The organism is Streptomyces sp. CA-142005 (assembly GCF_050942335.1).
In the GTDB taxonomy this organism is placed as follows: Bacteria; Actinomycetota; Actinomycetes; order Streptomycetales; family Streptomycetaceae; genus Streptomyces.
Map to the genome: position 1 here is coordinate 4,315,273 of NZ_CP192078.1, position 25,509 is coordinate 4,340,781.

The window sequence follows — 25,509 nt, forward strand, 5'->3', positions numbered from 1 at the left end:
GTCAGCTCGGCCCGGCCTTGTAACCGACACCGCGGACGGTCACCACGATCTCGGGCCGCTCCGGATCCTTCTCGACCTTGGAACGCAGCCGCTGGACGTGCACGTTGACAAGCCGCGTGTCTGCGGCGTGCCGGTAGCCCCACACCTGCTCGAGCAGCACCTCACGGGTGAACACCTGCCAAGGCTTGCGGGCGAGCGCCACCAGCAGATCGAACTCCAGCGGCGTCAGCGCGATCGACTGCCCGTCCCGCTTCACCGAGTGCCCGGCCACATCGATGACCAGGTCACCGATGGTCAGCTGCTCCGGCGCCGGCTCCTCCGACCTCCGCAGCCGCGCCCGGATGCGGGCGACCAGCTCCTTCGGCTTGAACGGCTTGACGATGTAGTCGTCCGCGCCCGACTCCAGGCCCACGACCACGTCGACGGTGTCGCTCTTCGCCGTGAGCATCACGATCGGCACCCCGGACTCGGCCCGGATCAGCCGGCACACCTCGATGCCGTCCCGACCGGGCAGCATCAGGTCGAGCAGGACCAGATCGGGCTTGCTCTCCCGGAAAGCGGCCAGCGCCTTGTCGCCGTCGGCTACGAAAGACGGCTCAAAACCTTCACCACGCAGCACGATGCCGAGCATCTCGGCCAGTGCGGTGTCGTCGTCGACGACAAGGACTCGTCCCTTCATAAACGACATCATCCCATTCTCATAACAGCGACAGGCGCCCTGGTGAGGGAGGTCACTGGCCGGTGACGATAGTCGTACGGAGCCGTCACTGTCTGCCCCTGTCCTCCGACGTCGATCTCCGTGACGGCTGCCGGCGCCGCCGCTCCGGGCACGCGCGGGGGCCACACGGGTGGCATGCCGTGCCCTTCGATCGCGCTATTGGCTGGTCGTCACCCCGTGCGACCTGGCGCACAGCTCCGCAAGGGCCTCGGCCGTCACGGGGGAAACGGCTCCCTCCTCGGTGACGATGGCCGTCACGAGCTCGGGCGGCGTCACATCGAACGCCGGGTTGTACGCCTGGGTCCCCAGGGGCGCCACCGGAACCCCGCCTCCCGCTCCCCTCACCGGCACCTGAGGCGCTGCGATCTCGGTGACCTCGAAGCCCGGTCGCTGCTCGACCTCGATGGACGCCCCGTCGGGAGTGTCCGGATCAACCGTCGTCACGGGGGCCACCACGATGAACGGCACATGGTGGTACCGCGCCAGCACAGCGAGCGGATAGCTCCCCACCTTGTTCGCCACCGAGCCGTCGGCCGCGATCCGGTCCGCCCCGATCAGCACCGCGTCCACTTCACCGGCCGCGAGCAGCGAACCCGCCGCGTTGTCGGTGAGCAAGGTGTACGCCATGCCGGTGCGGGCCGCTTCGTACGCCGTGAGGCGGGCGCCCTGCAGCAACGGCCGCGTCTCGTCCACCCACAGCCGCCGCAGCCGCCCCTCACGGTGTGCCCTGAGGGCCACCGCGAAGGCCGTGCCCTCACCGCCCGACACCAGCGAACCGCTGTTGCAGTGGGTGAGGATCCGGTGCCCGCCGCCGGGCACCAGCTCGTCCAGCAACGCCAGCCCGTGAGCCGCCATCCGGGCGCTGGCCTCGGCGTCCTCCCGGTGCAGCACCCGCGCCGCGGCCAGCGCCGCCGTCGCCGCCGCGGTGGGATCGCCGCTCTGCGCCAGCGCGGCCTGGTACGCCGCCTGGGCCCGGCGCACGCCGACGGACAGGTTCACCGCGGTGGGCCGGGCCTCCTCGAGGGCCCGCGCCGCCTCGGCCACGTCGAATCCGCGCGCGGCGGCGAGCGCGACACCGTACGCCCCCGCGATCCCGAGCAGTGGCGCCCCGCGCACGGCGAGCGAACGGATCGCCTCCACCAGCGCCGGCGCGTCCGTGCACACCAGCTCGACCTCCTCGGCCGGCAGCCGCGTCTGATCGAGAAGCACCAGCACAGGGCCTTCGGGTGGTTCCTCCCATCGGATCGCAGGTATCTCGGTCGGCCGTTTGTCCCCGTCGGTTCGCGCCTGCTGATCAGCCATGCGGTCAGTCTGCCCCGGATCCGGCGGACAATTGAAGGTACCCAGCGCCTACCGCGGCCGGTCCCTTGATGACCACCCCATGGCACGATGGCTGCCAACCTGCCGCCGCGACCGCGGACGGGCACCGAGAAGGAGCTTCGATGACAGACACTCCGGGCTGGGCCTCGCCCGGAACCGCCCCGTCGAACGAGGGGCGGGAACCCGGCGCGTCGGGTCCCGCCGAGCCTGCCGACCGCCCCGGCGACACCGCACCCGCATCGCAGCCGGACGCCGGCACGCAGGGTCCAGGCGTGAAGTGGTCCAAGGAGCGACCGGCGGCCGGCCAGTGGTCCGCGCCCACCGGTGCCCCAAGCCCCCAGCAGCCTCCGCCACCCCCGCCGCCCGGCCCGGGGTGGACCGGACAGCCGCCCGGCCCGGGGTGGACCGGACAGCCGCCCGGCGGCCCCGGCGGGTACGGCGGCCCTCCCGGCGGTTACGGCGGCCACGGCACCCCCGGCGGTTACGGAGCCTGGGGCGGCGGCTGGGGCGGCCCCCCGCCCGCGGCGAAGCCCGGTGTCATCCCGCTGCGCCCGCTCGGTGTCGGCGAGATCCTCGACGGCGCCGTCTCCACCATGCGCACCCACTGGCGCACGGTGCTCGGCATCTCGCTGGTGGTGTCCCTGCTCCTGAACACCAGCATGGTCCTGCTGCAGGGCCTCGTCCTGAACGACACCGCCGTCCAGTCGACGATCAACGACCCGAACAACGCCAGCCCCGACGAAGCGCTCCACGCCCTGCGCGAGACCATGATCGGCACCGGCATCGTCTCGGTGATCCGCACGATCGCCATCATCGTTTTGACCGCCCTGCTCACGACCATCACCAGCCGGGCCGTGCTCGGCAGGTCGGTCACCGCCGGCGAGGCCTGGCGCGAATCCCGCCCGCAGATCCTGAAACTCTTCGGACTGCTCGTCCTGCTGGGCCTGATCTTCGCCGGTGTCGTGGTCGTCGGTGGACTGCCCGGTCTCCTCGTCGTGCTGGCCGGCAACAGCGACGGCGGAGCCGCCCTGCTCGTCCTCGGCTTCCTCGCGGCCACCGTCGTCGCGGTCTGGCTGGGGATCCGCTTCTACCTGGCCGCGCCCGCCCTGATGCTGGAGCGGCAGGGCATCGTGAGGTCCCTGAAGCGCTCCGCGAAGCTCGTCCGCGGCTCCTGGTGGCGCACCTTCGGCATCGTGCTGCTCACGCTGCTGATCACCGTCATCGTCGCGTCGGTCATCTCCATCCCCTTCACCCTGATCGGGGCCGCCGTCAGCGGCGACAGCACGAGCGACGTGCTCGGCACCAGCGGCGGACACGTCGGCTGGACGGCCCTGATCATCCGGGGCATCGGCGCGCTGATCGGCACCACGCTCACCCTGCCGATCAGCGCGGGCGTCACCGTGCTGCTCTACATCGACCAGCGCATCCGCCGCGAGGCACTCGACCTCGAACTGGCCCGCGCCGCCGGTGTCCAGAGCACCGGCGGCCGCGGTCCCGTCCCGGGGAGCTGATGCGGTGAGTCCCACGGGGGGAGTGCTCACGGCGGCGGCCACGTCCGGCGCCGGCAACACGGTCGTACAAGGCCTGCTGCGTGCGGCGGACACGGTCGTCCGTGCGGCGGGCGGCTCGGGAGACGAGCCGCCCGTGACCATCCCGCGTGGTCCGGCGCGGGAGGCGGCTCGCCGCGAGCTGTCCAAGCGGATGTACCACGAGAACGACCAAGGGCTGTTCCAGCGCGCGCTGAACGCGTTCTGGGACTGGCTCGACCGGCTGTTCAACTCGGCCGCCTCGGCGACACCCGGCGGCACGCTCGGCCTGGTCGTCGTGGTCCTGTTCGTCGTCGCCGTCCTGGCAGCCCTGTGGTGGCGCCTGGGCACCCCGCGCCGGCAACCCTCCTCCAGCGCCGCCGTCCTGTTCGACGACCGCCCCCGCAGCGCAGCCGAACACCGCGCCGCCGCCGAGGCACACGCGGCCCAGGGCCACTGGAACCAGGCCGTACAGGAACGCATGCGGGCCATCGTCCGCTCCCTGGAGGAACGCACCCTGCTCGACGTCCGCCCGGGCCGCACCGCCGATGAAGCGGCCGCCGAGGCCGGCCGGACGCTGCCCGAGCACACCGACCGGCTGCGCACCGCGGCCCGGGAGTTCGACGCCGTGACATACGGCGGACGCATGGCCACCGAGCAGTCGTACCAGCGCATCGCCGAACTCGACCGCGACCTGGAACGCAGCCGGCCCGCCCTCGCCCACAGCACCACCAGCACGGCCCACACCACCCACCAGGGGGCCGCCGAGTGACCGCCGAGGCCACGCTGCCGACGACCTCCACCGCGCCCACCGTCCGCCAGGTGTGGACCCGCGCGCGAGGCATCGCGCTCGCCGCCGCGCTGATCCTGGTGGCGGCCGTCGCCATGGCGGCCGTACGCTCCACCGTCCGGCACGGCGCGCTGGACCCACGCTCCGCCGACCCCCATGGCAGCCGTGCCGTCGCTCAACTCCTCGCCGACCGGGGCGTCTCCACGCGCGTGGTCACCACGCTCGGCGCCGCTCGGGACGCGGCCGGGCGGGACACCACTCTCCTGGTCGCCGTGCCCGACCTGCTGACGAGCCGTCAACAGGACCGGCTGCGCAAGGCCGTCGCGGCCTCCGGAGGGCGCACCCTGCTGGTCGCGGCCGGCAGCCCCTCCGTCGAACGACTCGCCCCCGGAGTCACCGCAGACCCCGCCACCAGCAGCGCCACCACGCTCGCCCCCGGCTGCACCCTGCCCGAGGCCCGGCGCGCGGGCAGCGCCGACACCGGCGGCATCCGCTACACCACCACCCGGCTCGGCGCCGACCGCTGCTACCCCAGCGCGCGTCTGGCCACCCTGCTGCGCGTCCCCGAGGCATCCGGGGGCGGCGACACCGTTGTGCTCGGCGCGCCCGACATCCTCTACAACGACCGCCTCGACAAGCAGGGCAACGCATCGCTCGCCCTCCAACTCCTCGGCTCCCGCCCCCATCTGGTCTGGTACCTCCCCTCGCTCTCCGACGTCTCGGCCACCGGCACCGGCGACCGCAAGAACTTCCTCGACCTGCTCCCCTCGGGCTGGCTCTGGGGCACCCTGCAGCTCTTCGTCGCGGCGGTCCTCGCCGCCTTCTGGCGGGGACGCCGCTTCGGCCCCCTCGTGCCCGAGAAACTCCCCGTCGCGATCCGCGCCTCGGAGACCGCCGAAGGCCGCGCTCGCCTCTACCGCAAGGCCGACGCCCGCGACCGCGCGGCCGCCGCTCTTCGCTCCGCCACCCGCACCCGCCTCGCCCCCCTCATCGGCATCCCCGTCACCCAGGCGCACACGCCCGAGGCCCTGCTCCCCGCCCTGTCCGCCCACCTCACCGGCGAGCAACAGGGCCTGCACTCGCTCCTCTTCGGACCGCCACCCGGCGACGACGCGGCCCTCATCGCACTCACCGACCAACTCGACGCCCTCGAAAGAGAGGTACGCCGTTCATGATGGACCCGACCACTGACAACGCCGGGAACACCGGGGACCCGGGCACCGCCCGCGCCGCCCTGGAAGCCCTGCGCGCCGAGATCGCCAAAGCCGTGGTCGGCCAGGACCCCGCCGTGACCGGCCTCGTCGTCGCCCTCCTGTGCCGCGGACACGTCCTCCTTGAAGGGGTCCCCGGAGTCGCCAAGACGTTGCTCGTCCGCGCCCTGGCATCCGCGCTCGAACTCGACACCAAGCGCGTCCAGTTCACCCCCGACCTGATGCCGAGCGACGTCACCGGCTCGCTCGTCTACGACACCCGCACCGCCGAGTTCTCCTTCCAGGAGGGCCCGGTCTTCACCAACCTCCTGCTCGCGGACGAGATCAACCGCACCCCACCGAAAACCCAGTCCTCCCTCCTCGAAGCCATGGAGGAGCGGCAGGTCACCGTCGACGGCACCCCACGCCCGCTCCCCGAACCGTTCCTCGTCGCCGCGACGCAGAACCCGGTCGAGTACGAGGGCACCTACCCCCTCCCCGAGGCCCAACTGGACCGGTTCCTCCTCAAACTGACGATCCCTCTTCCCTCCCGTCAGGACGAGATCGACGTGCTGACCCGCCACGCCTCGGGCTTCAACCCGCGCGACCTGCGCGCCGCCGGCGTACGCCCCGTCGCCGGACCCGCCGACCTGGAAGCGGCCCGCGCCGCCGTCGCCAAGACGACCGTGTCCCCCGAGATCACCGCGTACGTCGTGGACATCTGCCGCGCCACCCGGGAGTCGCCCTCCCTCACCCTCGGCGTGTCCCCGCGCGGCGCCACCGCTCTCCTGGCCACCTCGCGCGCCTGGGCCTGGCTGACGGGCCGCGACTACGTCATCCCCGACGACGTCAAGGCCCTCGCCCTGCCCACCCTGCGCCACCGGGTCCAGCTGCGCCCCGAGGCGGAGATGGAAGGCGTGACCGCGGACTCCGTCATCAACGCCATCCTCGCCCACGTCCCGGTCCCCCGCTGATGGCACTCACCGGACGCGCGGCCCTCCTCGCGGCCCTCGGATCGATCCCCGTCGGCATCCTGGAACCAAGCTGGACGGGCATCCTCGCCGTCAACGGACCCCTGGCCCTCGCCTGCGCCTGCGACTACGCGCTCGCCGCCCCCGTACGACGACTCGTCCTGTCCCGCTCCGGCGACACCTCCACTCGTCTCGGGGACACCGCCGACGTCACTCTCACGATCACCAACCCCTTCCGTCGCACCCTGCGGGCACAGCTGCGGGACGGGTGGCCGCCCAGCAGCTGGCAGCCGGGCACCGAGATCGAGGCCTCCCGCCACCGTCTGACCGTCCCGCCGGGCGAACGCCGGCGCGTGACGACCAGGCTGCGCCCCACTCGCCGCGGCGACCGCCAGGCCGACCGCGTGACGATCCGCTCCTACGGCCCCCTCGGACTGTTCTCCCGCCAAGGCGCCCACAAGCTGCCCTGGTCTGTACGGGTTCTGCCCCCGTTCACCAGCCGAAAGCATCTCCCGTCGAAACTCGCCCGATTGCGTGAACTCGACGGCCGCACCAGCGTGCTGACCCGCGGCGAGGGAACGGAGTTCGACAGCCTGCGCGAGTACGTTCCCGGGGACGACACCCGCTCCATCGACTGGCGAGCCACAGCCCGCCAGTCCGCCGTCGCCGTGCGCACCTGGCGTCCGGAACGCGACCGTCACATCCTGCTCGTCCTGGACACCGGCCGGACCTCGGCCGGCCGCGTGGGCGACGCCCCACGCCTCGACGCCTCCATGGACGCCGCACTCCTCCTCGCGGCCCTGGCCTCCCGAGCCGGCGACCGCGTGGCGCTCCTCGCGTACGACCGCCGGGTACGGGCCCTGGTCCAAGGCCGCTCGGCAGGAGACGTGCTGCCGGGCCTGGTGAGTGCGATGGGGCCACTGGAACCGGAGCTCGTGGAGACCGACGCCCGGGGGCTGACCTCGGCGGCGCTCCGTACTGCGCCGCGCCGGTCCCTGATCGTGCTGCTCACGACGCTGGACGCGGCTCCCGTGGAGCAGGGCCTGCTCCCCGTGCTTCCACAGCTCACCCAACGACACACTCTTCTGGTCGCCTCGGTGGCCGACCCGCACATCGCACAGATGGCTGAGTCCCGGGGCAGCGCGGAGGGGGTGTACGAGGCAGCGGCGGCGGCCCAGGCGCAGAGCGAGCGGCAGCGCACGGCTGAGCAGCTTCGACGGCATGGCGTGACGGTGGTGGACGCGACGCCGGAGGATCTGGCGCCGGCATTGGCGGATGTGTATCTGGCTCTGAAGGCGGCGGGCCGGCTTTGATCCGCCCCGGCTCTGCCGCCCTTAGGGGTGCTACGGGTCCTGAAATGCAGAAAGGCCCACACCATCCGGTGTGGGCCTTTCCCAAGAATTGTTCGGCGGCGTCCTACTCTCCCACAGGGTCCCCCCTGCAGTACCATCGGCGCTGTGAGGCTTAGCTTCCGGGTTCGGAATGTAACCGGGCGTTTCCCTCACGCTATGACCACCGAAACACTATGAAACTGTGAACGCCGCACCGCATCTTTCAGCGGGGCTGTTCGTGGTTTCAGAACCAACACAGTGGACGCGAGCAACTGAGGACAAGCCCTCGGCCTATTAGTACCGGTCACCTCCACCAGTTACCTGGCTTCCAGATCCGGCCTATCAACCCAGTCGTCTACTGGGAGCCTTACCCCATCAAGTGGGTGGGAGTCCTCATCTCGAAGCAGGCTTCCCGCTTAGATGCTTTCAGCGGTTATCCCTCCCGAACGTAGCCAACCAGCCATGCCCTTGGCAGAACAACTGGCACACCAGAGGTTCGTCCGTCCCGGTCCTCTCGTACTAGGGACAGCCCTTCTCAAGACTCCTACGCGCACAGCGGATAGGGACCGAACTGTCTCACGACGTTCTAAACCCAGCTCGCGTACCGCTTTAATGGGCGAACAGCCCAACCCTTGGGACCGACTCCAGCCCCAGGATGCGACGAGCCGACATCGAGGTGCCAAACCATCCCGTCGATATGGACTCTTGGGGAAGATCAGCCTGTTATCCCCGGGGTACCTTTTATCCGTTGAGCGACGGCGCTTCCACAAGCCACCGCCGGATCACTAGTCCCGACTTTCGTCCCTGCTCGACCCGTCGGTCTCACAGTCAAGCTCCCTTGTGCACTTACACTCAACACCTGATTGCCAACCAGGCTGAGGGAACCTTTGGGCGCCTCCGTTACCCTTTAGGAGGCAACCGCCCCAGTTAAACTACCCATCAGACACTGTCCCTGATCCGGATCACGGACCCAGGTTAGACATCCAGCACGACCAGACTGGTATTTCAACGACGACTCCACACACACTGGCGTGCGTGCTTCACAGTCTCCCAGCTATCCTACACAAGCCGAACCGAACACCAATATCAAACTGTAGTAAAGGTCCCGGGGTCTTTCCGTCCTGCTGCGCGAAACGAGCATCTTTACTCGTAGTGCAATTTCACCGGGCCTATGGTTGAGACAGTCGAGAAGTCGTTACGCCATTCGTGCAGGTCGGAACTTACCCGACAAGGAATTTCGCTACCTTAGGATGGTTATAGTTACCACCGCCGTTTACTGGCGCTTAAGTTCTCAGCTTCGCCCCACCGAAATGGAGCTAACCGGTCCCCTTAACGTTCCAGCACCGGGCAGGCGTCAGTCCGTATACATCGCCTTACGGCTTCGCACGGACCTGTGTTTTTAGTAAACAGTCGCTTCTCGCTGGTCTCTGCGGCCACCCCCAGCTCACCAAGTAAATTGGATCACCAGGACTGGCCCCCCTTCTCCCGAAGTTACGGGGGCATTTTGCCGAGTTCCTTAACCATAGTTCACCCGAACGCCTCGGTATTCTCTACCTGACCACCTGAGTCGGTTTAGGGTACGGGCCGCCATGAAACTCGCTAGAGGCTTTTCTCGACAGCATAGGATCATCCACTTCACCACAATCGGCTCGGCATCAGGTCTCAGACACGTGCAGGGCGGATTTGCCTACCCTGCGTCCTACACCCTTACCCCGGGACAACCACCGCCCGGGATGGACTACCTTCCTGCGTCACCCCATCACTCACCTACTACCAGCTTGGTCCGGCGGCTCCACCACTCCCCTTTGCCCGAAGGCTCCGGGGCGGCTTCACGGCCTTAGCATCACTGGATTCGATGTTTGACGCTCCACAGCGGGTACCGGAATATCAACCGGTTATCCATCGACTACGCCTGTCGGCCTCGCCTTAGGTCCCGACTTACCCTGGGCAGATCAGCTTGACCCAGGAACCCTTAGTCAATCGGCGCACACGTTTCTCACGTGTGAATCGCTACTCATGCCTGCATTCTCACTCGTCAACCGTCCACGACTACCTTCCAGTGCCGCTTCACCCGGCAGACGACGCTCCCCTACCCATCACAGCACCCGTTGGGGCTATACGCTGCAATGACACGACTTCGGCGGTACGCTTGAGCCCCGCTACATTGTCGGCGCGGAATCACTAGACCAGTGAGCTATTACGCACTCTTTCAAGGGTGGCTGCTTCTAAGCCAACCTCCTGGTTGTCTGTGCGACTCCACATCCTTTCCCACTTAGCGTACGCTTAGGGGCCTTAGTCGATGCTCTGGGCTGTTTCCCTCTCGACCATGGAGCTTATCCCCCACAGTCTCACTGCCGCGCTCTCACTTACCGGCATTCGGAGTTTGGCTAAGGTCAGTAACCCGGTAGGGCCCATCGCCTATCCAGTGCTCTACCTCCGGCAAGAAACACACGACGCTGCACCTAAATGCATTTCGGGGAGAACCAGCTATCACGGAGTTTGATTGGCCTTTCACCCCTAACCACAGGTCATCCCCCAGGTTTTCAACCCTGGTGGGTTCGGTCCTCCACGAAGTCTTACCTCCGCTTCAACCTGCCCATGGCTAGATCACTCCGCTTCGGGTCTTGAGCGTGCTACTGAAGCGCCCTATTCGGACTCGCTTTCGCTACGGCTTCCCCACCCGGGTTAACCTCGCAACACACCGCAAACTCGCAGGCTCATTCTTCAAAAGGCACGCAGTCACGAGGATCCGAAGATCCCGACGCTCCCACGGCTTGTAGGCACACGGTTTCAGGTACTATTTCACTCCCCTCCCGGGGTACTTTTCACCATTCCCTCACGGTACTATCCGCTATCGGTCACCAGGGAATATTTAGGCTTAGCGGGTGGTCCCGCCAGATTCACACGGGATTTCTCGGGCCCCGTGCTACTTGGGTGTTTCTCAAGCGAGCCGTACAGATTTCGACTACGGGGGTCTTACCCTCTACGCCGGACCTTTCGCATGTCCTTCGCCTATCCATACGGTTTCTGACTCGCCGACCAGCCGGCAGACTGATCAAGAGAAATCCCACAACCCCGCATGCGCAACCCCTGCCGGGTCTCACACGCATACGGTTTGGCCTCATCCGGTTTCGCTCGCCACTACTCCCGGAATCACGGTTGTTTTCTCTTCCTGCGGGTACTGAGATGTTTCACTTCCCCGCGTTCCCTCCACACTGCCTATGTGTTCAGCAGTGGGTGACAGCCCATGACGACTGCCGGGTTTCCCCATTCGGAAACCCCCGGATCAAAGCCTGGTTGACGACTCCCCGGGGACTATCGCGGCCTCCCACGTCCTTCATCGGTTCCTGGTGCCAAGGCATCCACCGTGCGCCCTTAAAAACTTGGCCACAGATGCTCGCGTCCACTGTGCAGTTCTCAAACAACGACCAGCCACCCATCACCCCGAACCCGAAGGTCCGAGTGCACTGGGGCCGGCAACTGAGGAAAGTTTCGTTCCCTCAGACACCCAACAGCGTGCCCGACACCCTCGCCGCTTCCTCGTTCCGTTCCACGCCGAAGCAGTACTAGGAAGAGAAGCCAGTCGAGTGTGCCGAGTAGTCAACGTTCCACCCATGAGCTAACCACCGTCGATCATTCGCCGACGTAGTGGCTCTGGCTGCCTCGCGGCAGCTAGATGCTCCTTAGAAAGGAGGTGATCCAGCCGCACCTTCCGGTACGGCTACCTTGTTACGACTTCGTCCCAATCGCCAGTCCCACCTTCGACAGCTCCCTCCCGCAAGGGGTTGGGCCACCGGCTTCGGGTGTTACCGACTTTCGTGACGTGACGGGCGGTGTGTACAAGGCCCGGGAACGTATTCACCGCAGCAATGCTGATCTGCGATTACTAGCGACTCCGACTTCATGGGGTCGAGTTGCAGACCCCAATCCGAACTGAGACCGGCTTTTTGAGATTCGCTCCACCTCGCGGTATCGCAGCTCTTTGTACCGGCCATTGTAGCACGTGTGCAGCCCAAGACATAAGGGGCATGATGACTTGACGTCGTCCCCACCTTCCTCCGAGTTGACCCCGGCGGTCTCCCGTGAGTCCCCAGCACCACAAGGGCCTGCTGGCAACACGGGACAAGGGTTGCGCTCGTTGCGGGACTTAACCCAACATCTCACGACACGAGCTGACGACAGCCATGCACCACCTGTACACCGACCACAAGGGGGCGCCTGTCTCCAGACGTTTCCGGTGTATGTCAAGCCTTGGTAAGGTTCTTCGCGTTGCGTCGAATTAAGCCACATGCTCCGCCGCTTGTGCGGGCCCCCGTCAATTCCTTTGAGTTTTAGCCTTGCGGCCGTACTCCCCAGGCGGGGCACTTAATGCGTTAGCTGCGGCACGGACAACGTGGAATGTTGCCCACACCTAGTGCCCACCGTTTACGGCGTGGACTACCAGGGTATCTAATCCTGTTCGCTCCCCACGCTTTCGCTCCTCAGCGTCAGTATCGGCCCAGAGATCCGCCTTCGCCACCGGTGTTCCTCCTGATATCTGCGCATTTCACCGCTACACCAGGAATTCCGATCTCCCCTACCGAACTCTAGCCTGCCCGTATCGACTGCAGACCCGGGGTTAAGCCCCGGGCTTTCACAACCGACGCGACAAGCCGCCTACGAGCTCTTTACGCCCAATAATTCCGGACAACGCTTGCGCCCTACGTATTACCGCGGCTGCTGGCACGTAGTTAGCCGGCGCTTCTTCTGCAGGTACCGTCACTTGCGCTTCTTCCCTGCTGAAAGAGGTTTACAACCCGAAGGCCGTCATCCCTCACGCGGCGTCGCTGCATCAGGCTTGCGCCCATTGTGCAATATTCCCCACTGCTGCCTCCCGTAGGAGTCTGGGCCGTGTCTCAGTCCCAGTGTGGCCGGTCGCCCTCTCAGGCCGGCTACCCGTCGTCGCCTTGGTGAGCCGTTACCTCACCAACAAGCTGATAGGCCGCGGGCTCATCCTGCACCGCCGGAGCTTTCCAACCTCCACCATGCGGAGGAGGCTCGTATCCGGTATTAGACCCCGTTTCCAGGGCTTGTCCCAGAGTGCAGGGCAGATTGCCCACGTGTTACTCACCCGTTCGCCACTAATCCCCACCGAAGTGGTTCATCGTTCGACTTGCATGTGTTAAGCACGCCGCCAGCGTTCGTCCTGAGCCAGGATCAAACTCTCCGTGAATGCTTCCCCGTGATCGGGGTGAACACCACGAGAGCGGAACAGTCGGAGGAATAGTCCGACCGTTCACAGCGTCCTCGCTGTGTTTTTTCAAAGGAACCTCGCCCCAGCTGATGCTGGAGACGGGGTATCAACATATCTGGCGTTGACTTTTGGCACGCTGTTGAGTTCTCAAGGAACGGTCGCTTCCTTTGTACTCACCCTCTCGGGCTTTCCTCCGGGCGCTCCCCTTCGGTGTTTCCGACTCTATCAGATCTTTTCGATCCGATTTCCTCGGCGCTTTCCAGGTTCTCGCTTTCGCGTTTCCCTTTCCGGCGGTTCCGACTTTATCAGAAGTTCTTGGCCGGTCTGACCGGCCTCTCATTTCTGAGTAATCGGGAGGCGCTTCTCCGAGATGTCGTTCTCGACTTCTCTGAAGCTCGTAGAGTCTAGCCGTCACCGCTGAACTTGTCCAGTTCCAGGCAACTGTTTGAATCTACCTCCCCACGCCACCCGTGTCAACAGGTCTTGCGAGGCGAAGAGGAGAGTAGCAGCTCACAGGGGTGGAACGCACATCACGCGGCGGTCGGCACCGAGGCGCTGCGGTCCGTCGCTTCGACATCGCCGGTCTCACCTGCGCGTACCGCTCGTCCGCCCAGGACGTAGACGTACGTCAGGAATGCCAGCTCGGCCAGGACGCCGATTCCGATGCGGGCCCAGGTGGGGAGGCCGGACGGGGTGACGAAGCCTTCGATGGCGCCGGAGACCAGGAGGACCAGGGCGAGTCCGATCGCCATGCCGACGGCCGCGCGTCCTTCCTCGGCGAGCGCGGTGCGCCGGCTGCGGGGACCCGGGTCTATGACTGTCCAGCCCAGGCGCAGTCCCGTACCGGCGGCGACGAAGACGGCGGTCAGTTCGAGCAGACCGTGCGGAAGGACCAGGCCGAGGAATGTGTCGAGTCGGCCGGCGGAGGACATCAGGCCGAAGCCGACGCCCAGGTTGAGCATGTTCTCGAAGAGGATCCAGAGGACCGGCAGGCCCAGGAAGACACCCAGGACCAGGCACATCGCGGCTGCCTGTGCGTTGTTCGTCCACACCTGGGCGGCGAAGGCCGCCGCGGGATGGCTGGAGTAGTACGTCTCGTACTCGCCGCCGGGGCGGGTCAGCTCGCGCAGCTGGCTGGGCGCCGCGATCGACGACTGAACGTCCGGGTGGGTGCCGATCCACCAGCCCAGGAGGATCGCGATGGCCGTGGAGACCAGTGCCGTGGGTACCCACCAGTGGCGGGCACGGTAGACCGCGGCCGGGAAGCCCTGGCCCAGGAAGCGCGTGACGTCCCGCCATGAGGCGCGGCGGGTGCCGGTGACGGCGCTGCGCGCGCGTGCCACCAGTTGGCTGAGCCGTCCGGTCAGCTGCGGGTCCGGGGCGCTGGACTGGATGAGGGACAGGTGGGTGGCGGTGCGCTGGTAGAGGGCGACGAGTTCGTCGGCCTCGGCGCCGGTGAGGCGGCGTCGGCGGCGGAGCAGGGCGTCGAGGCGGTCCCATTCGGCTCGGTGTACGGAGACGAAGACGTCCAGGTCCATCGGGTCTGCCTGCTCCTCGGCTGGTCGTCGACTGCTCGTCGCGGAGTCGTCGTGAATGCTCTCGATCGCGGTCAGGTAGTCGCACTGGCGCGCGATGTGCCCACAGCTTGGCAGACTTGCGCTCCTGGGGGCAGATGAGGGAAGGACGGCGGGCGTGAGTGAGCTGGTGACGGGCGAGGCGGTGGCGCTCGAACTGCGGCCGGCAAAGCTGCCGAGCAGGGCGCTTGCCGTGTTGCTCGATCTCGTGGTGGCCGTGGTCGCGTACGTCGTCGTCACCATCGCGGTGGTGTTGTCGACCGCCTCGCTGGACGAGGCCGCGCAGGTGGCGCTGTCGATCGCGACGTTTCTGCTGGTGCTGGTCGGCGGGCCGATCGCGGTGGAGACCCTCAGTCATGGGCGTTCGCTGGGGAAGCTGGCGTTCGGGCTCCGCGTGGTCCGGGACGACGGTGGGCCGATCCGGTTCCGGCACGCGCTCGTGCGGGGCGCGATCGGGGTGGTCGAGATCCTGCTGACGTTCGGCGTGGTCGCGTGCATCGCCTCGCTGGTGTCGGCGCGCGGCCGGCGGCTCGGTGACGTGTTCGCGGGCACGCTGGTCGTGCGTGAGCGAATGCCGGCAGGTCGGGCCGGCTTTGTTCCGCCGCCGCCTCCGTGGCTGGCAGGGCGGTTCGCCGAGCTGGACCTCTCGGCGGTGCCGGACGGGCTGTGGCTGGCGGTTCGGCAGTACCTGACCCGGATGGGGCAGCTCGACCCGCAGGTCTCGATGGGGATGGCCCAGCGGCTCGCGGCCGACCTGGCGGCGCGGACGGGGGCTTCTGTGCCACAGGATCTGCCGGCGGCCGTCTTCCTGGCGGCTGTGGTGCACGAGCGGCAGTCGCGTGAGGCGCGGCAGGCGTTCGGCGCCGCCGGATTCGCCCCCCAGACGACCGCGCCTGGCGCACCGGCCGCTCATCGGCCACCCCCTTCTCCCCAGCCGTCCGCGTCTCCCCAGCCACCGGTTTCTGCGCAGCCGCCCACTTTCGCTCGGCCGCCGCAGGCTCCGCTTCCGCCTTCCGCCGTACCTCCGCGGGACGAGCCCCCAGCGGACCGCCCGCCCACCGGTTTCGCACCACCGGCGTAGATACGGGCCCGCTTCCTCCCCTTCCAGCCGCCTCCGGTCTCGGCGTTCAGTCGAACGTCGACGGCGGTGACTGGAGGTCCTCCAGCTCGACTCCGGGTGCGGCCAGGACGACGTCCCCGGCGATGTGAACGGTGTGCCGCTCACCGGTGTCCAGGGCTGTGACCTGGTATTCGTTCACGGTCAGAGGGCCGTTGTCAGTGGCGTGTGCTTCGCTGTTCACCAGGGCCCAGGACTGGTCCACGGTGCGGGGGGCGAGGACCGGGTCCGTGAAGGCGACCAGGCGTACGCGGGTCGCGCCGGACGAGGGGGTGAGGCGCAGGAGACGGGCGGTGGCGACGAGGAACGCGGGGGACGTGCCGGTGAAGGCGTGGGCGCGCACATTGCCTTCGGTGGCATGGGTTCCGGCGGGGTCGGTGCGGACCCAGGTGACGCCGTCGAGGGCGGCACCGCGCACCTGCCACTCCCCCGCGTGGAGTTCGAGGCGGATGGGGCGGCCGAGGTCGTCCAGGGCGAGATCGACCGAGCCGCGCTGATCGCCGGCGGGGCTGGTCAGCCGGGAGACATAGCGCCAGCCGGAGGGGCCGGGGGCGCACTGGAAGTGTTCTTCGCCGAGGGGGGTGTGATCGTGCGGATCGTGGAGCGAATAACGGCCGCGGGGCATGGGGGTCCTGGGTCTTCGACGGGCTGACGGTCCGGCCGGGCTGCCGGTGCCTCCGGTGCTGTCCGGATGGACCGGCCAAAGGGGCAGGCCCCTGGCACGGGGGTGCGGGGGCCTGCCTCGGGGACCTGCTGCCGGGGAGCGCGGCGGTGCACCGCTGTGCTCCCCGGCGGGCGGGACTACGGAGTCGCCGGCTCAGTAGCGGTAGTGGTCCGACTTGAACGGGCCGTCGACCTCCACGCCGATGTACGCGGCCTGATCCGGGCGCAGCTTGGTGAGCTTGACGCCGAGCGCGTCCAGGTGGAGGCGGGCGACCTTCTCGTCCAGGTGCTTGGGCAGCACGTAGACACCGATCGGGTACTCGTCGGGCTTGGTGAACAGCTCGATCTGGGCCAGAGTCTGGTCCGCGAAGGAGTTGGACATCACGAACGACGGGTGGCCGGTGGCGTTGCCCAGGTTCAGCAGGCGGCCCTCGGACAGCACGATGATCTTCTTGCCGTCCGGGAAAGTCCAGGTGTGGACCTGCGGCTTGACCTCGTCCTTGACGATGCCGGGGACCTTGGCGAGGCCGGCCATGTCGATCTCGTTGTCGAAGTGACCGATGTTGCCGACGATCGCCTGGTGCTTCATCTTCGCCATGTCCGACGCAAGGATGATGTCCTTGTTGCCGGTGGTGGTGATGAAGATGTCGGCGGTCTCCACGACCTCGTCCAGGGTGGTGACCTGGTAGCCGTCCATCGCCGCCTGCAGGGCGCAGATCGGGTCGATCTCGGTGATGATCACGCGGGCGCCCTGGCCGCGCAGGGACTCGGCGCAGCCCTTGCCCACGTCGCCGTAGCCGCAGACGACGGCGGTCTTGCCGCCGATCAGGACGTCGGTGGCGCGGTTGATGCCGTCGACCAGGGAGTGGCGGCAGCCGTACTTGTTGTCGAACTTCGACTTGGTGACGGAGTCGTTGACGTTGATCGCCGGGAAGAGGAGGGAGCCCTCGCGCTGCATCTCGTACAGGCGGTGGACACCGGTGGTGGTCTCCTCGGTGACGCCGCGGATCTCCGAGGCCAGCTGGGTCCACTTCTGGGGGTTCTCGCCCAGGGTGCGGTGCAGCAGCTGGAGGATGACGTGGTGCTCGTCGGACTCGGCGGTGTCCAGGGCGGGGACCTCGCCGGCCTTCTCGTACTCGACGCCCTTGTGGACGAGGAGGGTGGCGTCACCGCCGTCGTCCAGGATCATGTTCGGGCCGCCGGTGGCACTGTCCGGCCAGGTCAGCGCCTGCTCCGTGCACCACCAGTACTCCTCCAGCGTCTCGCCCTTCCAGGCGAAGACCGGGATGCCCTGCGGGTTGTCGGGCGTGCCGTTCGGGCCGACGGCGATGGCCGCGGCCGCGTGGTCCTGGGTGGAGAAGATGTTGCAGGAGGCCCAGCGGACGCGGGCGCCGAGGGCGACCAGGGTCTCGATGAGAACGGCGGTCTGCACGGTCATGTGCAGGGAGCCGGTGATGCGGGCGCCGGCGAGGGGCTGGGCCTCGGCGTACTCCCTGCGGATCGCCATCAGGCCGGGCATCTCGTGCTCGGCGAGGGTGATCTCCTTGCGGCCGAACTCGGCCAGCGAGAGGTCGGCGACCTTGAAGTCCTGTCGGTTGTCGACAGTCGTCATTGCGAGCTGCTCCTCGGTGTCGGGGCGAGGTGGGTACGGCTGGTCTGCGCGGCGGCGGACACACGGGTGCCCGAGATGAGGACACTGGCATGCCCACGTGCGCGCAGCGCAGTCCGTCGGAGGCCCTCTCTCCCTCGGTCGGTCCGCGTGGGACCGCCCGACCGCCATCAGCAGCGACGTCTGGCTCCGTCCCAAGCTACACCGGACGACCCGGTCGGCCCCAGTCCGCCTCCGCATGGTTCGAGCCGTCCGGGAGGCGGTTCCGAGGGGCGCGGAGGGGGCGGGTGCCGCGTCGGCGGGGGCGCGGAAAGCGCGGGACGGGAGCCCACGGACCGTGACGAACAGGGGCTTTCGCGCCGCGGGCCGGGGCGGGGTGGTACGGGATGCAGGCCGGACCGGAGCCGTCCGGTCCGCTGGCGGGGTGTCCGGGAACGTGCCTCGTGCGACGAAGGTGTGAGGAGGCATACGTGCCCGATCCGGCCGCCCCCTCCACCGACCGCGGGCGGGCCCCTCCTCGGCGAGCACCCGCACCCACCTCCACCCGCAGGCCAAAGGGCGCCCCACCGCACAGACCGTTCACAAGGTGCCGCTATTCTCCGCCGCCTTGGATGGGCCGCTCGGGGAGGACGAGGCATGGCGGGTGGGACGCGTGGTCGCGGGCTGGGGATGTCGGCCGGTGTGGTGGGGGTGCTGGGGCTGGTGTTGGTGGTCGGGGCCTTTGGCTGGCTGCGGGGGGCGTACGGGGTCTCCAGCGTGGGTGGTGGCAGCATGCGGCCGACGTACGGGCAGGGCGACCGGATCGTCTGGGAGCGGGTGGACGGGAGCGAGGTGCGGCGCGGTGATGTCGTGTTGTTCCGGCCGCCGAAGTCCTACGGGTTCGACGCGCCCCTGATGAAGCGGGTCGTCGGTGTGGGCGGGGACCGGGTGCGGTGCTGCACGCTCGCGGGGGCGCAGCCGCGGGTGACCGTGAACGGCAAGCCGATCGAGGAGCCGTACGTGTACGGCGGCGACGCCGACGGCGCGCACCGGCCGTATGACGTGAAGGTCCCGGAGGGGCGGCTGTTCCTCCTGGGCGACTACCGCGCGAACTCCAACGACTCGCGGTTCCACCTCGACGAGCAGGGCGGCACGGTGTCCGCGGACGCGGTGCTGGGGCGGGTGACGGATGACCGCGCGGTTCCTGCCCTGCTGGTGGCGGCCCTGCTGCTGGGTGGGGTGCTGCTGCTCGTCGGGATCGGCCTGGGCATCGGTTTCCTTGCCGTACGGCGGCGGAGGGCGCCGGAGATCGCGCAGATGCCCTGGCCGGTGCGGCCGAGCGGGAGCTGAGGTCCCGGCTCAGTGGCCGGCGGCGTGCGGGTTCGGGCCGCCGGGGGTGGCCTCCGGGTCCGGGCCCTTGGCCGCCTCGGCCTCGCTGTAGATGTCCGGTTCGAGGTAGATGACGCGGGCGATGGGGACGGCGGCGCGGATGCGGGCCTCGGCGGCGTCGATGGCGTCGGCGACCTGGGCGGCCGTGTTGTCGTGCCGGACGGCGATCTTGGCGGCGATCAGCAGTTCCTCGGGGCCGAGGTGGAGCGTGCGCATGTGGATGACGCCGGTGACGGTGTCGCCGTCGACCGTCGCCTCCTCGATCTTCTGGATCACGTCCAGGCCCGCCGCCTCGCCGAGCAGCAGCGACTTGGTCTCGGCGGCCAGGACGAGGGCGATCAGGACGAGCAGGACGCCGATGCAGACGGTGCCGATGCCGTCCCAGACGCCGTCACCGGTGAGCACGGACAGGCCCACGCCGAGGAGGGCGAGGACCAGGCCGATCAGCGCGCCGAAGTCCTCCAGCAGGACCACGGGCAGCTCGGGGGCCTTGGCGCGGCGGATGAACTGCGACCAGGACAGCTTGCCGCGCAGCTCGTTCGACTCCTTGATGGCCGTGCGGAAGGAGAAGCCCTCGGCGATGACCGCGAAGACCAGCACGCCCACCGGCCAGTACCAGTCCTTCAGTTCGTGCGGGTGGCTGATCTTCTCGACGCCCTCGTAGATGGCGAACATGCCGCCGATGGAGAACAGGACGATCGAGACCAGGAAGGCGTAGATGAAGCGCTCGCGGCCGTAGCCGAAGGGGTGCTGCGGGGTCGCCTCGCGCTGGGCCTTCTTGCCGCCGATGAGCAGCAGGAACTGGTTGCCGGAGTCGGCGAGCGAGTGGACGCCCTCGGCGAGCATCGAGGAAGAGCCGCTGAACGCGAACGCCACGAACTTGGATGCCGCGATCGCGAGGTTGGCGCCGAGTGCCGCCACGATCGCCTTCGTACCGCCTGACGCGCTCATGTGTCCGCGTTGTCCCTTCGCCCTAGTCGTCGCCTTGGCGCGGCGCCTTCGTACGGCCACGCCGTCGAGGCGTGGCCGTACTTTGCCCGGCCTTTGCCGGTGGGCCATTCTTGCAGCCCGGCCGGGCGCCGCCGCGTCAGGTATCCACAACCCCGGTCAGACGATCACAGGTCATACGATCACAGTGGCACGGAAGATCGTGCCCGTGCCGGCGATCTCCGCCTTCTCGCCGGCCGGGACGAAGACCGACTGCCCCGGGTTCAGCTCGTGCTCGCCGGCGCGGACCGAGCCGGCCGTGCAGAGCAGGATCTGTGGCGTGCCGAGGGTGAGGTCACGGGCGGTGCCGCCCTCGGGAAGGACGTACCGGGAGAGGCGGAACTCGTCGATCGGCGTGTCGTAGACCTCCTCGCCGGCCGGGGAGGCCTCGGGGCGCAGCACGCCCGGGTCGCTCGCCTCGAAGCGGACGACGCGCAGCAGTTCGGGGACGTCGACGTGCTTGGGGGTCAGGCCGCAGCGCAGGACGTTGTCGGAGTTGGCCATGATCTCGACGCCGAGGCCGCTGATGTACGCGTGCGGGATGCCGGCGCCGAGGAACAGGGCCTCGCCGGGCTGCAGGCGCACGTGGTTCAGCAGCATCGCCGCGATGACGCCGGGGTCGCCCGGGTAGTGCTGGGCGAGGTCGGCGTAGGGCGCGTAGTCGCCGCCCAGGCGGGCGCAGGCGGCAGCGGCCTCGGCGACCGTGTGCGCCATCTCCTGCGGGTCGGCGGTGAGGATCGCGGTGAGCACCTCGCGCAGGGCCGCTTCCTCGGGCTGGGCGTGGAGCAGGTCGACGTACGGCTTGAGGGAGGCGACGCCGAGCCCGTCGATCAGGTCGGCGGCCCGGACCGGGTCGCGGAAGCCGCAGAGGCCGTCGAACTCGGTGAGCGCGCAGATCAGTTCGGGCTTGTGGTTGGCGTCCTTGTAGTTGCGGTGCGGGGCGTCGACCGGGATGCCGCGGCGCTCCTCGTCGGCGTAACCCTCCGCGGCCTGTGCCAGGTCGGGGTGCACCTGGAGGGAGAGGGGCGCACCGGCGGCGAGGATCTTCAGCAGGAACGGCAGCCGCGGGCCGAACTTCGCGACCGCCCCGGCGCCCAGCTCACGCTCCGGGTCGGCGTCGATGACGTCGACGAGCGTCCCGCGCGCGGTGCGCGAGGGGGCTCCCGGGTGCGCGCCCATCCACATCTCCGCCTGCGGCTCACCGGTCGGCTCGACGCCGAGGAGGTGCGGGATGGCGGTGGGGGAACCCCAGGCGTAGGGGCGGACGGTGTTGTCGAGGCGGTCCATGTGTCTTCTCTGTCTCCGTACGTACGGCTGCCCCAGCCGGGCGCCGGTGCTGGTGCCGGTGCCGGTCCTGGTTGTCGTGCTGATGGTGGGCGCGGGGGTTCCGGCCCGTAGCCAGATCAGGCCCTCGAAGCGAGCGCCAGGTAAACGGCGGCGAAATCCGTGACGGCGATCAGTTCAGCGAGGGACTCCAGTTCGCCGCCTTCCTCCGGTTCGAGTTCGCTGATCGGCGTGTCGTGGCTGAGCGCCAGGTCACGGGCGGCGGGGGCGGCGGTGAGACCGCTGATCGGGCGGTCACGGAGCAGCACCACGCGCGCGTGCAGCGCGGGCGGCTCCTCGACGCGGTCGCGGAAGAAGTCGTCGGGGTCGGCGCTGGCCGCCAGCGGGCCGGCCAGCAGGGCGCTGTGCGCGGAGAGCGCCTCGGGGAGTTCGGCGACGAGCGCGGGACGGCCGGCGAGTTCGGCGAGGGCCGCGGCGAAACGGTGGCCTGCGGGGCCCGCCGAGGTCCCTTCCGTCCACACCACGGGCAGTGCGTCGGCGAGTTCGGCGGCGAGGGTCTTGGCCGGGTTGCTGTAGGTCGCGATGGCGGGGCCGCAGCGTTCGGCGATGTGGTCCAGGCGGTCGGCGATCTTCTCCAGGGCGTCCGGCGGGGCGCCGATCAGCCCGATCCGGTCCAGCACGGCCAGCAGCGGGGTGAGCAGCGCCCAGAAGACGCCCGGGGAGGACGCGGCGAGCGGTTCCTCCTGGTCGTACGGCGCCGTCGCCATCGGTACGAACAGGCCGTGGGCGCCGGCGACCGCCTCGGCGAGCGGGGTGCCGGCCGGGGCCACGGCGACGACCGAGCAGCCGCGGCGGTAGGCCTGGTCGGTGAGGAGGGACAGGCTCGGTTCGGTGCCGTCCGGGGTGGCGATCAGCAGCAGGTCCACGGAGCCGGCCCAGCCCGGGAGCTCCCAGCGCAGGGCGCCCGCGGCCGGGGCCACGCCGGTCGGGGCCAGACGGACCACGGGGCTGCCGACGCCGGCCAGGGTGCCGAGGAGGTCGGCGGTGTGGGTGGCGGCGGCGCCGGGGCCGGCGATGAGGACGGCGCGGGGGCGGCCGTCGGGCTTGAGGTCGCCGACGCCGGCCTCGGCGGCGTGCCGGGCCGCGGTGCGGACGCGGGCGCCGGCTTCGGCGGCGCCGCGCAGCAGGCCTCGGCGGTCGGCCTCGGCGAGGCCCTCCGGGGTGTCGAGCAGCGATTCGTCCAGCATGGGCGGTTGCCTCCGAGCGCCGGGGTCCTGTGCGGGGTTGGCTACGAGGTGAGGGGCGTCGTCACTGGGGGCGGCGCGCCTCGTCCACGAGGAGGACCGGGATGCCGTCGCGGACCGGGTAGGCGAGGCCGCAGCCCTGGCCGGTGCAGATCAGCTCGGCGTCCTGCTCCTTGAGCGGGGCGTGGCAGGCCGGGCAGGCGAGGATCTCCAGGAGGCCGGCTTCGAGCGGCATGGGGTGTCCCTTCGAGGGCGGATGTCTGTCTGTGGATGTGCCTGGTCAGCGTACCGCTGGTGGACGGGCTGAGCCGGGCTGCCGGTACCGTCCAGGCGCAACCCCCCCTGGACTCCGTATGTCCGGCCGCTCAGGCCCTTATGTCCGGCCGCTCAGGCCCTGATGATCGCCAGGGCCTCGTCCCTGATCTTGGTCATCGTCGCCTCGTCCTTCGCCTCGGCGTTCAGGCGGAGCAGCGGCTCGGTGTTGGAGGGGCGGACGTTGAACCACCAGTCGGCGGCGGCGACGGTGAGGCCGTCGAGGTCGTCCAGGGTGACGTCGGCGCGGTTCTCGTACGCGGAGCGGATCGCGGCGAGGCGGGCGGACTGGTCGGCGACGGTGGAGTTGATCTCTCCGGAGCCGGTGTAGCGGTCGTACTGGGCGACGAGGGCGGACAGCGGGCCCTCCTGGCCGCCGAGGGCGGCGAGGACGTGCAGGGCGGCCAGCATGCCCGTGTCGGCGTTCCAGAAGTCCTTGAAGTAGTAGTGCGCGGAGTGCTCGCCGCCGAAGATCGCGCCGCTGCGGGCCATCTCGGCCTTGATGAAGGAGTGGCCGACGCGGGTGCGGACGGGGGCGCCGCCGTTCTCCTTCACGACCTCCGGGACCGTACGGGACGTGATCAGGTTGTGGATGATCGTGCCCTTGCCGCCGTTGCGGGCGAGCTCGCGGGCGGCGACCAGCGCGGTGATCGCGGACGGGGAGACCGGGTCGCCGTGCTCGTCCACGACGAAGCAGCGGTCGGCGTCGCCGTCGAAGGCGATGCCGAGGTCGGCTCCCTCCGCCGGGACGCGCTTTTGCAGGTCCACGAGGTTGGCCGGGTCGAGCGGGTTGGCCTCGTGGTTGGGGAAGGTGCCGTCCAGTTCGAAGTACATCGGGACGAGGGTCAGGGGCAGGCCGGCGAAGACCGAGGGGACCGTGTGGCCGCCCATGCCGTTGCCGGCGTCGACCACGACCTTCAGCGGGCGGATGGAGGTCAGGTCGACCAGGGAGCGGAGGTAGGCCGCGTAGTCCTCCAGCGTCTCGCGCGAGGACAGGGTTCCCGCCCGGCCGACCGGCTCGGGGGCGCCCGACTCCAGCCACCGCTCGACCAGTTCGCGGATCTGCGCGAGACCGGTGTCCTGGCCGACCGGGGCGGCACCCGCGCGGCACATCTTGATGCCGTTGTACTGGGCCGGGTTGTGGGAGGCGGTGAACATGGCGCCCGGCAGGTTCAGCGCGCCCGAGGCGTAGTACAGCTGGTCGGTGGAGCACAGGCCGATCTCGGTGACGTCCACGCCACGGTCCGCGGCGCCGCGCGCGAAGGCGCGGGACAGGCCGGGGGACGAGGGCCGCATGTCGTGGCCGACGACGATGGCCGCCGCACCCGTCACCTCCGCGAAGGCGGCGCCGAAGAGCCCGGCCAGTGACTCGTCCCACTGGTCCGGAACCACTCCACGTACGTCGTATGCCTTCACGATCTGCGACAGATCAGCAGCCACGGCCAACCCTCCTGAAAGTCCTATGTGTGCCCACAAACTACCCGTCCGGGGTAAGGGCGTGGTGTGCGGACACCAGGTGGACGCCCAGTCGTAACCGGGGGTGGGGTGCGGTGCGCCGGTTTGACGACCGTGGGGGCGCGTGGGGTGGGCTCAGTTGTCCGGGGAGCGCAGGACGCGCAGGTGGCCGCGGCGGGCGACCTCCATGGGGTCCGCCGTACGGCCTCCGCCGCCCGCCTGGGCCGCGCGCTCCTGGGGGCGGGCCGCCTCACGCACGGCGTTCGCGAGCGCTTCCAGGTCGTCGCCGCTGGGCCGCGCGGGGGCGGAGCCGTCGAGGAGGCGGACGACCTCCCAGCCGCGGGGGGCGGTGAGGCGTTCGGAGTGCTCGGCGCACAGGTCGTAGCAGTGCGGCTCGGCGTAGGTCGCGAGCGGGCCGAGGACCGCGGTCGAGTCGGCGTAGACGTACGTCAGCGTCGCGACGGCAGGTCGGCCGCAGGCGGTGCGCGAACAGCGACGTACAGGGCTCACGACGTTGGACGGTACCGCACTCTTGAGCGGGCCGCGACGACTCTCCACCAGGTCACTCCACCGTGTCGTGCTGTGAAACCCCCCACACACCCCTTCGGGGAGGCCCTGTTGACCTGCGCGGACGGGTGCTCGGCGGGTTTCGGGCGCGGCTCGATACGGTCATGAGTCGGCACAAACACCGTCAATTGCCTTGAGTTCGGCGGTCTTGGAGGGTTACGGAAACGAGCCAGACGTTGGCTGGAACGGTCAACCTGCGACAGGGAGGCGGAGACTGCCGATCGGAGCCGAACGGGGCCGATCGGCGGCG

Annotated in this window: 18 protein-coding genes and 3 rRNA genes; 7 read left to right on the plus strand and 14 right to left on the minus strand. The window is 69.0% G+C overall.

The features are described 5' to 3' along the window. Nucleotide 1 precedes the first annotated feature (1 nt). Together mtrA and mtnA are read right to left on the minus strand one after the other, a co-directional pair. Nucleotides 2–691, minus strand: a complete 690-nt coding sequence (mtrA, locus tag ACQPXS_RS20255) for a two-component system response regulator MtrA (RefSeq protein ID WP_187279108.1) — start codon at nucleotides 689–691, stop codon at nucleotides 2–4. A 183-nt stretch (nucleotides 692–874) separates the two neighbouring features. Next, the gene (gene mtnA / locus ACQPXS_RS20260; protein ID WP_433450770.1) at nucleotides 875–2,020 is read right to left on the minus strand and encodes an S-methyl-5-thioribose-1-phosphate isomerase; all 1,146 of its coding nucleotides are present in this window, start codon (nucleotides 2,018–2,020) and stop codon (nucleotides 875–877) included. 140 nt (nucleotides 2,021–2,160) lie between these two features. On the opposite strand from mtnA, the gene ACQPXS_RS20265 reads away from it, so the two are divergent. From ACQPXS_RS20265 to ACQPXS_RS20285, 5 genes are read left to right on the plus strand one after another with little or no spacing between them, the layout of a single operon-like run. Then, the gene (locus ACQPXS_RS20265) at nucleotides 2,161–3,549 is read left to right on the plus strand and encodes a glycerophosphoryl diester phosphodiesterase membrane domain-containing protein (protein ID WP_433450771.1); all 1,389 of its coding nucleotides are present in this window, start codon (nucleotides 2,161–2,163) and stop codon (nucleotides 3,547–3,549) included. Between the two features lie 4 nt (nucleotides 3,550–3,553). After that, nucleotides 3,554–4,336, plus strand: a complete 783-nt coding sequence (locus ACQPXS_RS20270; RefSeq protein ID WP_433450772.1) for a DUF4129 domain-containing protein — start codon at nucleotides 3,554–3,556, stop codon at nucleotides 4,334–4,336. Beyond that, nucleotides 4,333–5,529, plus strand: coding sequence for a DUF4350 domain-containing protein (locus tag ACQPXS_RS20275; RefSeq protein ID WP_433450773.1), 1,197 nt, complete (start codon nucleotides 4,333–4,335; stop codon nucleotides 5,527–5,529). Before ACQPXS_RS20270 ends, ACQPXS_RS20275 begins: the two co-directional genes overlap by 4 nt. Further along, nucleotides 5,529–6,518: an AAA family ATPase gene (locus ACQPXS_RS20280; protein ID WP_433455879.1), complete on the plus strand. Its 990-nt coding sequence runs from the start codon at nucleotides 5,529–5,531 to the stop codon at nucleotides 6,516–6,518. The genes ACQPXS_RS20275 and ACQPXS_RS20280 overlap by 1 nt, the downstream gene beginning before the upstream one ends. Continuing rightward, nucleotides 6,518–7,828 carry a DUF58 domain-containing protein gene (locus ACQPXS_RS20285; protein ID WP_433450774.1) on the plus strand — a complete coding sequence of 437 codons (1,311 nt, stop codon included), beginning with the start codon at nucleotides 6,518–6,520 and terminating at the stop codon, nucleotides 7,826–7,828. Before ACQPXS_RS20280 ends, ACQPXS_RS20285 begins: the two co-directional genes overlap by 1 nt. 90 nt (nucleotides 7,829–7,918) lie before the next feature. On the opposite strand, the gene rrf is transcribed toward ACQPXS_RS20285, so the two are convergent. The 4 genes from rrf to ACQPXS_RS20305 all read right to left on the minus strand — a co-directional run bounded on the left by rrf (nucleotide 7,919) and on the right by ACQPXS_RS20305 (nucleotide 14,617). Beyond that, nucleotides 7,919–8,035: ribosomal RNA gene (rrf, locus tag ACQPXS_RS20290) — 5S ribosomal RNA — on the minus strand. An 85-nt stretch (nucleotides 8,036–8,120) separates the two neighbouring features. After that, nucleotides 8,121–11,235, minus strand: a 23S ribosomal RNA gene (locus tag ACQPXS_RS20295). Between the two features lie 298 nt (nucleotides 11,236–11,533). Next, nucleotides 11,534–13,058, minus strand: a 16S ribosomal RNA gene (locus ACQPXS_RS20300). The 16S, 23S and 5S rRNA genes sit together here, the layout of an rRNA operon. A gap of 551 nt (nucleotides 13,059–13,609) precedes the next feature. Next, a complete protein-coding gene (locus tag ACQPXS_RS20305; protein ID WP_365334235.1) occupies nucleotides 13,610–14,617 on the minus strand; it encodes a stage II sporulation protein M in 1,008 nt (335 codons plus the stop codon). 154 nt (nucleotides 14,618–14,771) lie between these two features. Between ACQPXS_RS20305 and ACQPXS_RS20310 the strand changes: the two genes are divergently transcribed. After that, on the plus strand, nucleotides 14,772–15,734 hold the full coding sequence (locus ACQPXS_RS20310) for an RDD family protein (RefSeq protein WP_433450775.1): 963 nt from the start codon (nucleotides 14,772–14,774) through the stop codon (nucleotides 15,732–15,734). 46 nt (nucleotides 15,735–15,780) lie between these two features. Here the strand turns inward: ACQPXS_RS20310 and ACQPXS_RS20315 are convergent, their stop codons facing one another. Together ACQPXS_RS20315 and ahcY are read right to left on the minus strand one after the other, a co-directional pair. After that, entirely contained in the window at nucleotides 15,781–16,395 is a 615-nt protein-coding gene (locus tag ACQPXS_RS20315) for a hypothetical protein (RefSeq protein ID WP_433450776.1), read from the minus strand. A gap of 192 nt (nucleotides 16,396–16,587) precedes the next feature. After that, nucleotides 16,588–18,045, minus strand: coding sequence for an adenosylhomocysteinase (ahcY, locus tag ACQPXS_RS20320; RefSeq protein ID WP_433450777.1), 1,458 nt, complete (start codon nucleotides 18,043–18,045; stop codon nucleotides 16,588–16,590). Nucleotides 18,046–18,678: 633 nt separating this feature from the next. Here ahcY and lepB point away from each other — a divergent pair. Next, a complete protein-coding gene (gene lepB / locus ACQPXS_RS20325; RefSeq protein WP_433450778.1) occupies nucleotides 18,679–19,371 on the plus strand; it encodes a signal peptidase I in 693 nt (230 codons plus the stop codon). 9 nt (nucleotides 19,372–19,380) lie between these two features. Here lepB and ACQPXS_RS20330 read toward each other — a convergent pair whose 3' ends face one another. From ACQPXS_RS20330 to ACQPXS_RS20355, 6 genes are all read right to left on the minus strand, one after another. Beyond that, nucleotides 19,381–20,361 (minus strand): cation diffusion facilitator family transporter, encoded by a 981-nt coding sequence (locus ACQPXS_RS20330; RefSeq protein ID WP_433450779.1) that lies wholly within the window; start codon nucleotides 20,359–20,361, stop codon nucleotides 19,381–19,383. Between the two features lie 171 nt (nucleotides 20,362–20,532). Continuing rightward, a complete protein-coding gene (manA, locus tag ACQPXS_RS20335; RefSeq protein ID WP_433450780.1) occupies nucleotides 20,533–21,684 on the minus strand; it encodes a mannose-6-phosphate isomerase, class I in 1,152 nt (383 codons plus the stop codon). A 116-nt stretch (nucleotides 21,685–21,800) separates the two neighbouring features. Then, a complete protein-coding gene (locus ACQPXS_RS20340) occupies nucleotides 21,801–22,928 on the minus strand; it encodes an SIS domain-containing protein (RefSeq protein ID WP_433450781.1) in 1,128 nt (375 codons plus the stop codon). Nucleotides 22,929–22,989: 61 nt separating this feature from the next. Further along, the gene (locus ACQPXS_RS20345; protein ID WP_433450782.1) at nucleotides 22,990–23,160 is read right to left on the minus strand and encodes a Trm112 family protein; all 171 of its coding nucleotides are present in this window, start codon (nucleotides 23,158–23,160) and stop codon (nucleotides 22,990–22,992) included. 152 nt (nucleotides 23,161–23,312) lie between these two features. Continuing rightward, nucleotides 23,313–24,677: a phosphomannomutase/phosphoglucomutase gene (locus ACQPXS_RS20350; RefSeq protein WP_433450783.1), complete on the minus strand. Its 1,365-nt coding sequence runs from the start codon at nucleotides 24,675–24,677 to the stop codon at nucleotides 23,313–23,315. 150 nt (nucleotides 24,678–24,827) lie between these two features. Next, nucleotides 24,828–25,250 (minus strand): DUF3499 domain-containing protein, encoded by a 423-nt coding sequence (locus tag ACQPXS_RS20355; protein WP_351812215.1) that lies wholly within the window; start codon nucleotides 25,248–25,250, stop codon nucleotides 24,828–24,830. Between the last annotated feature and the right edge of the window lie 259 nt (nucleotides 25,251–25,509).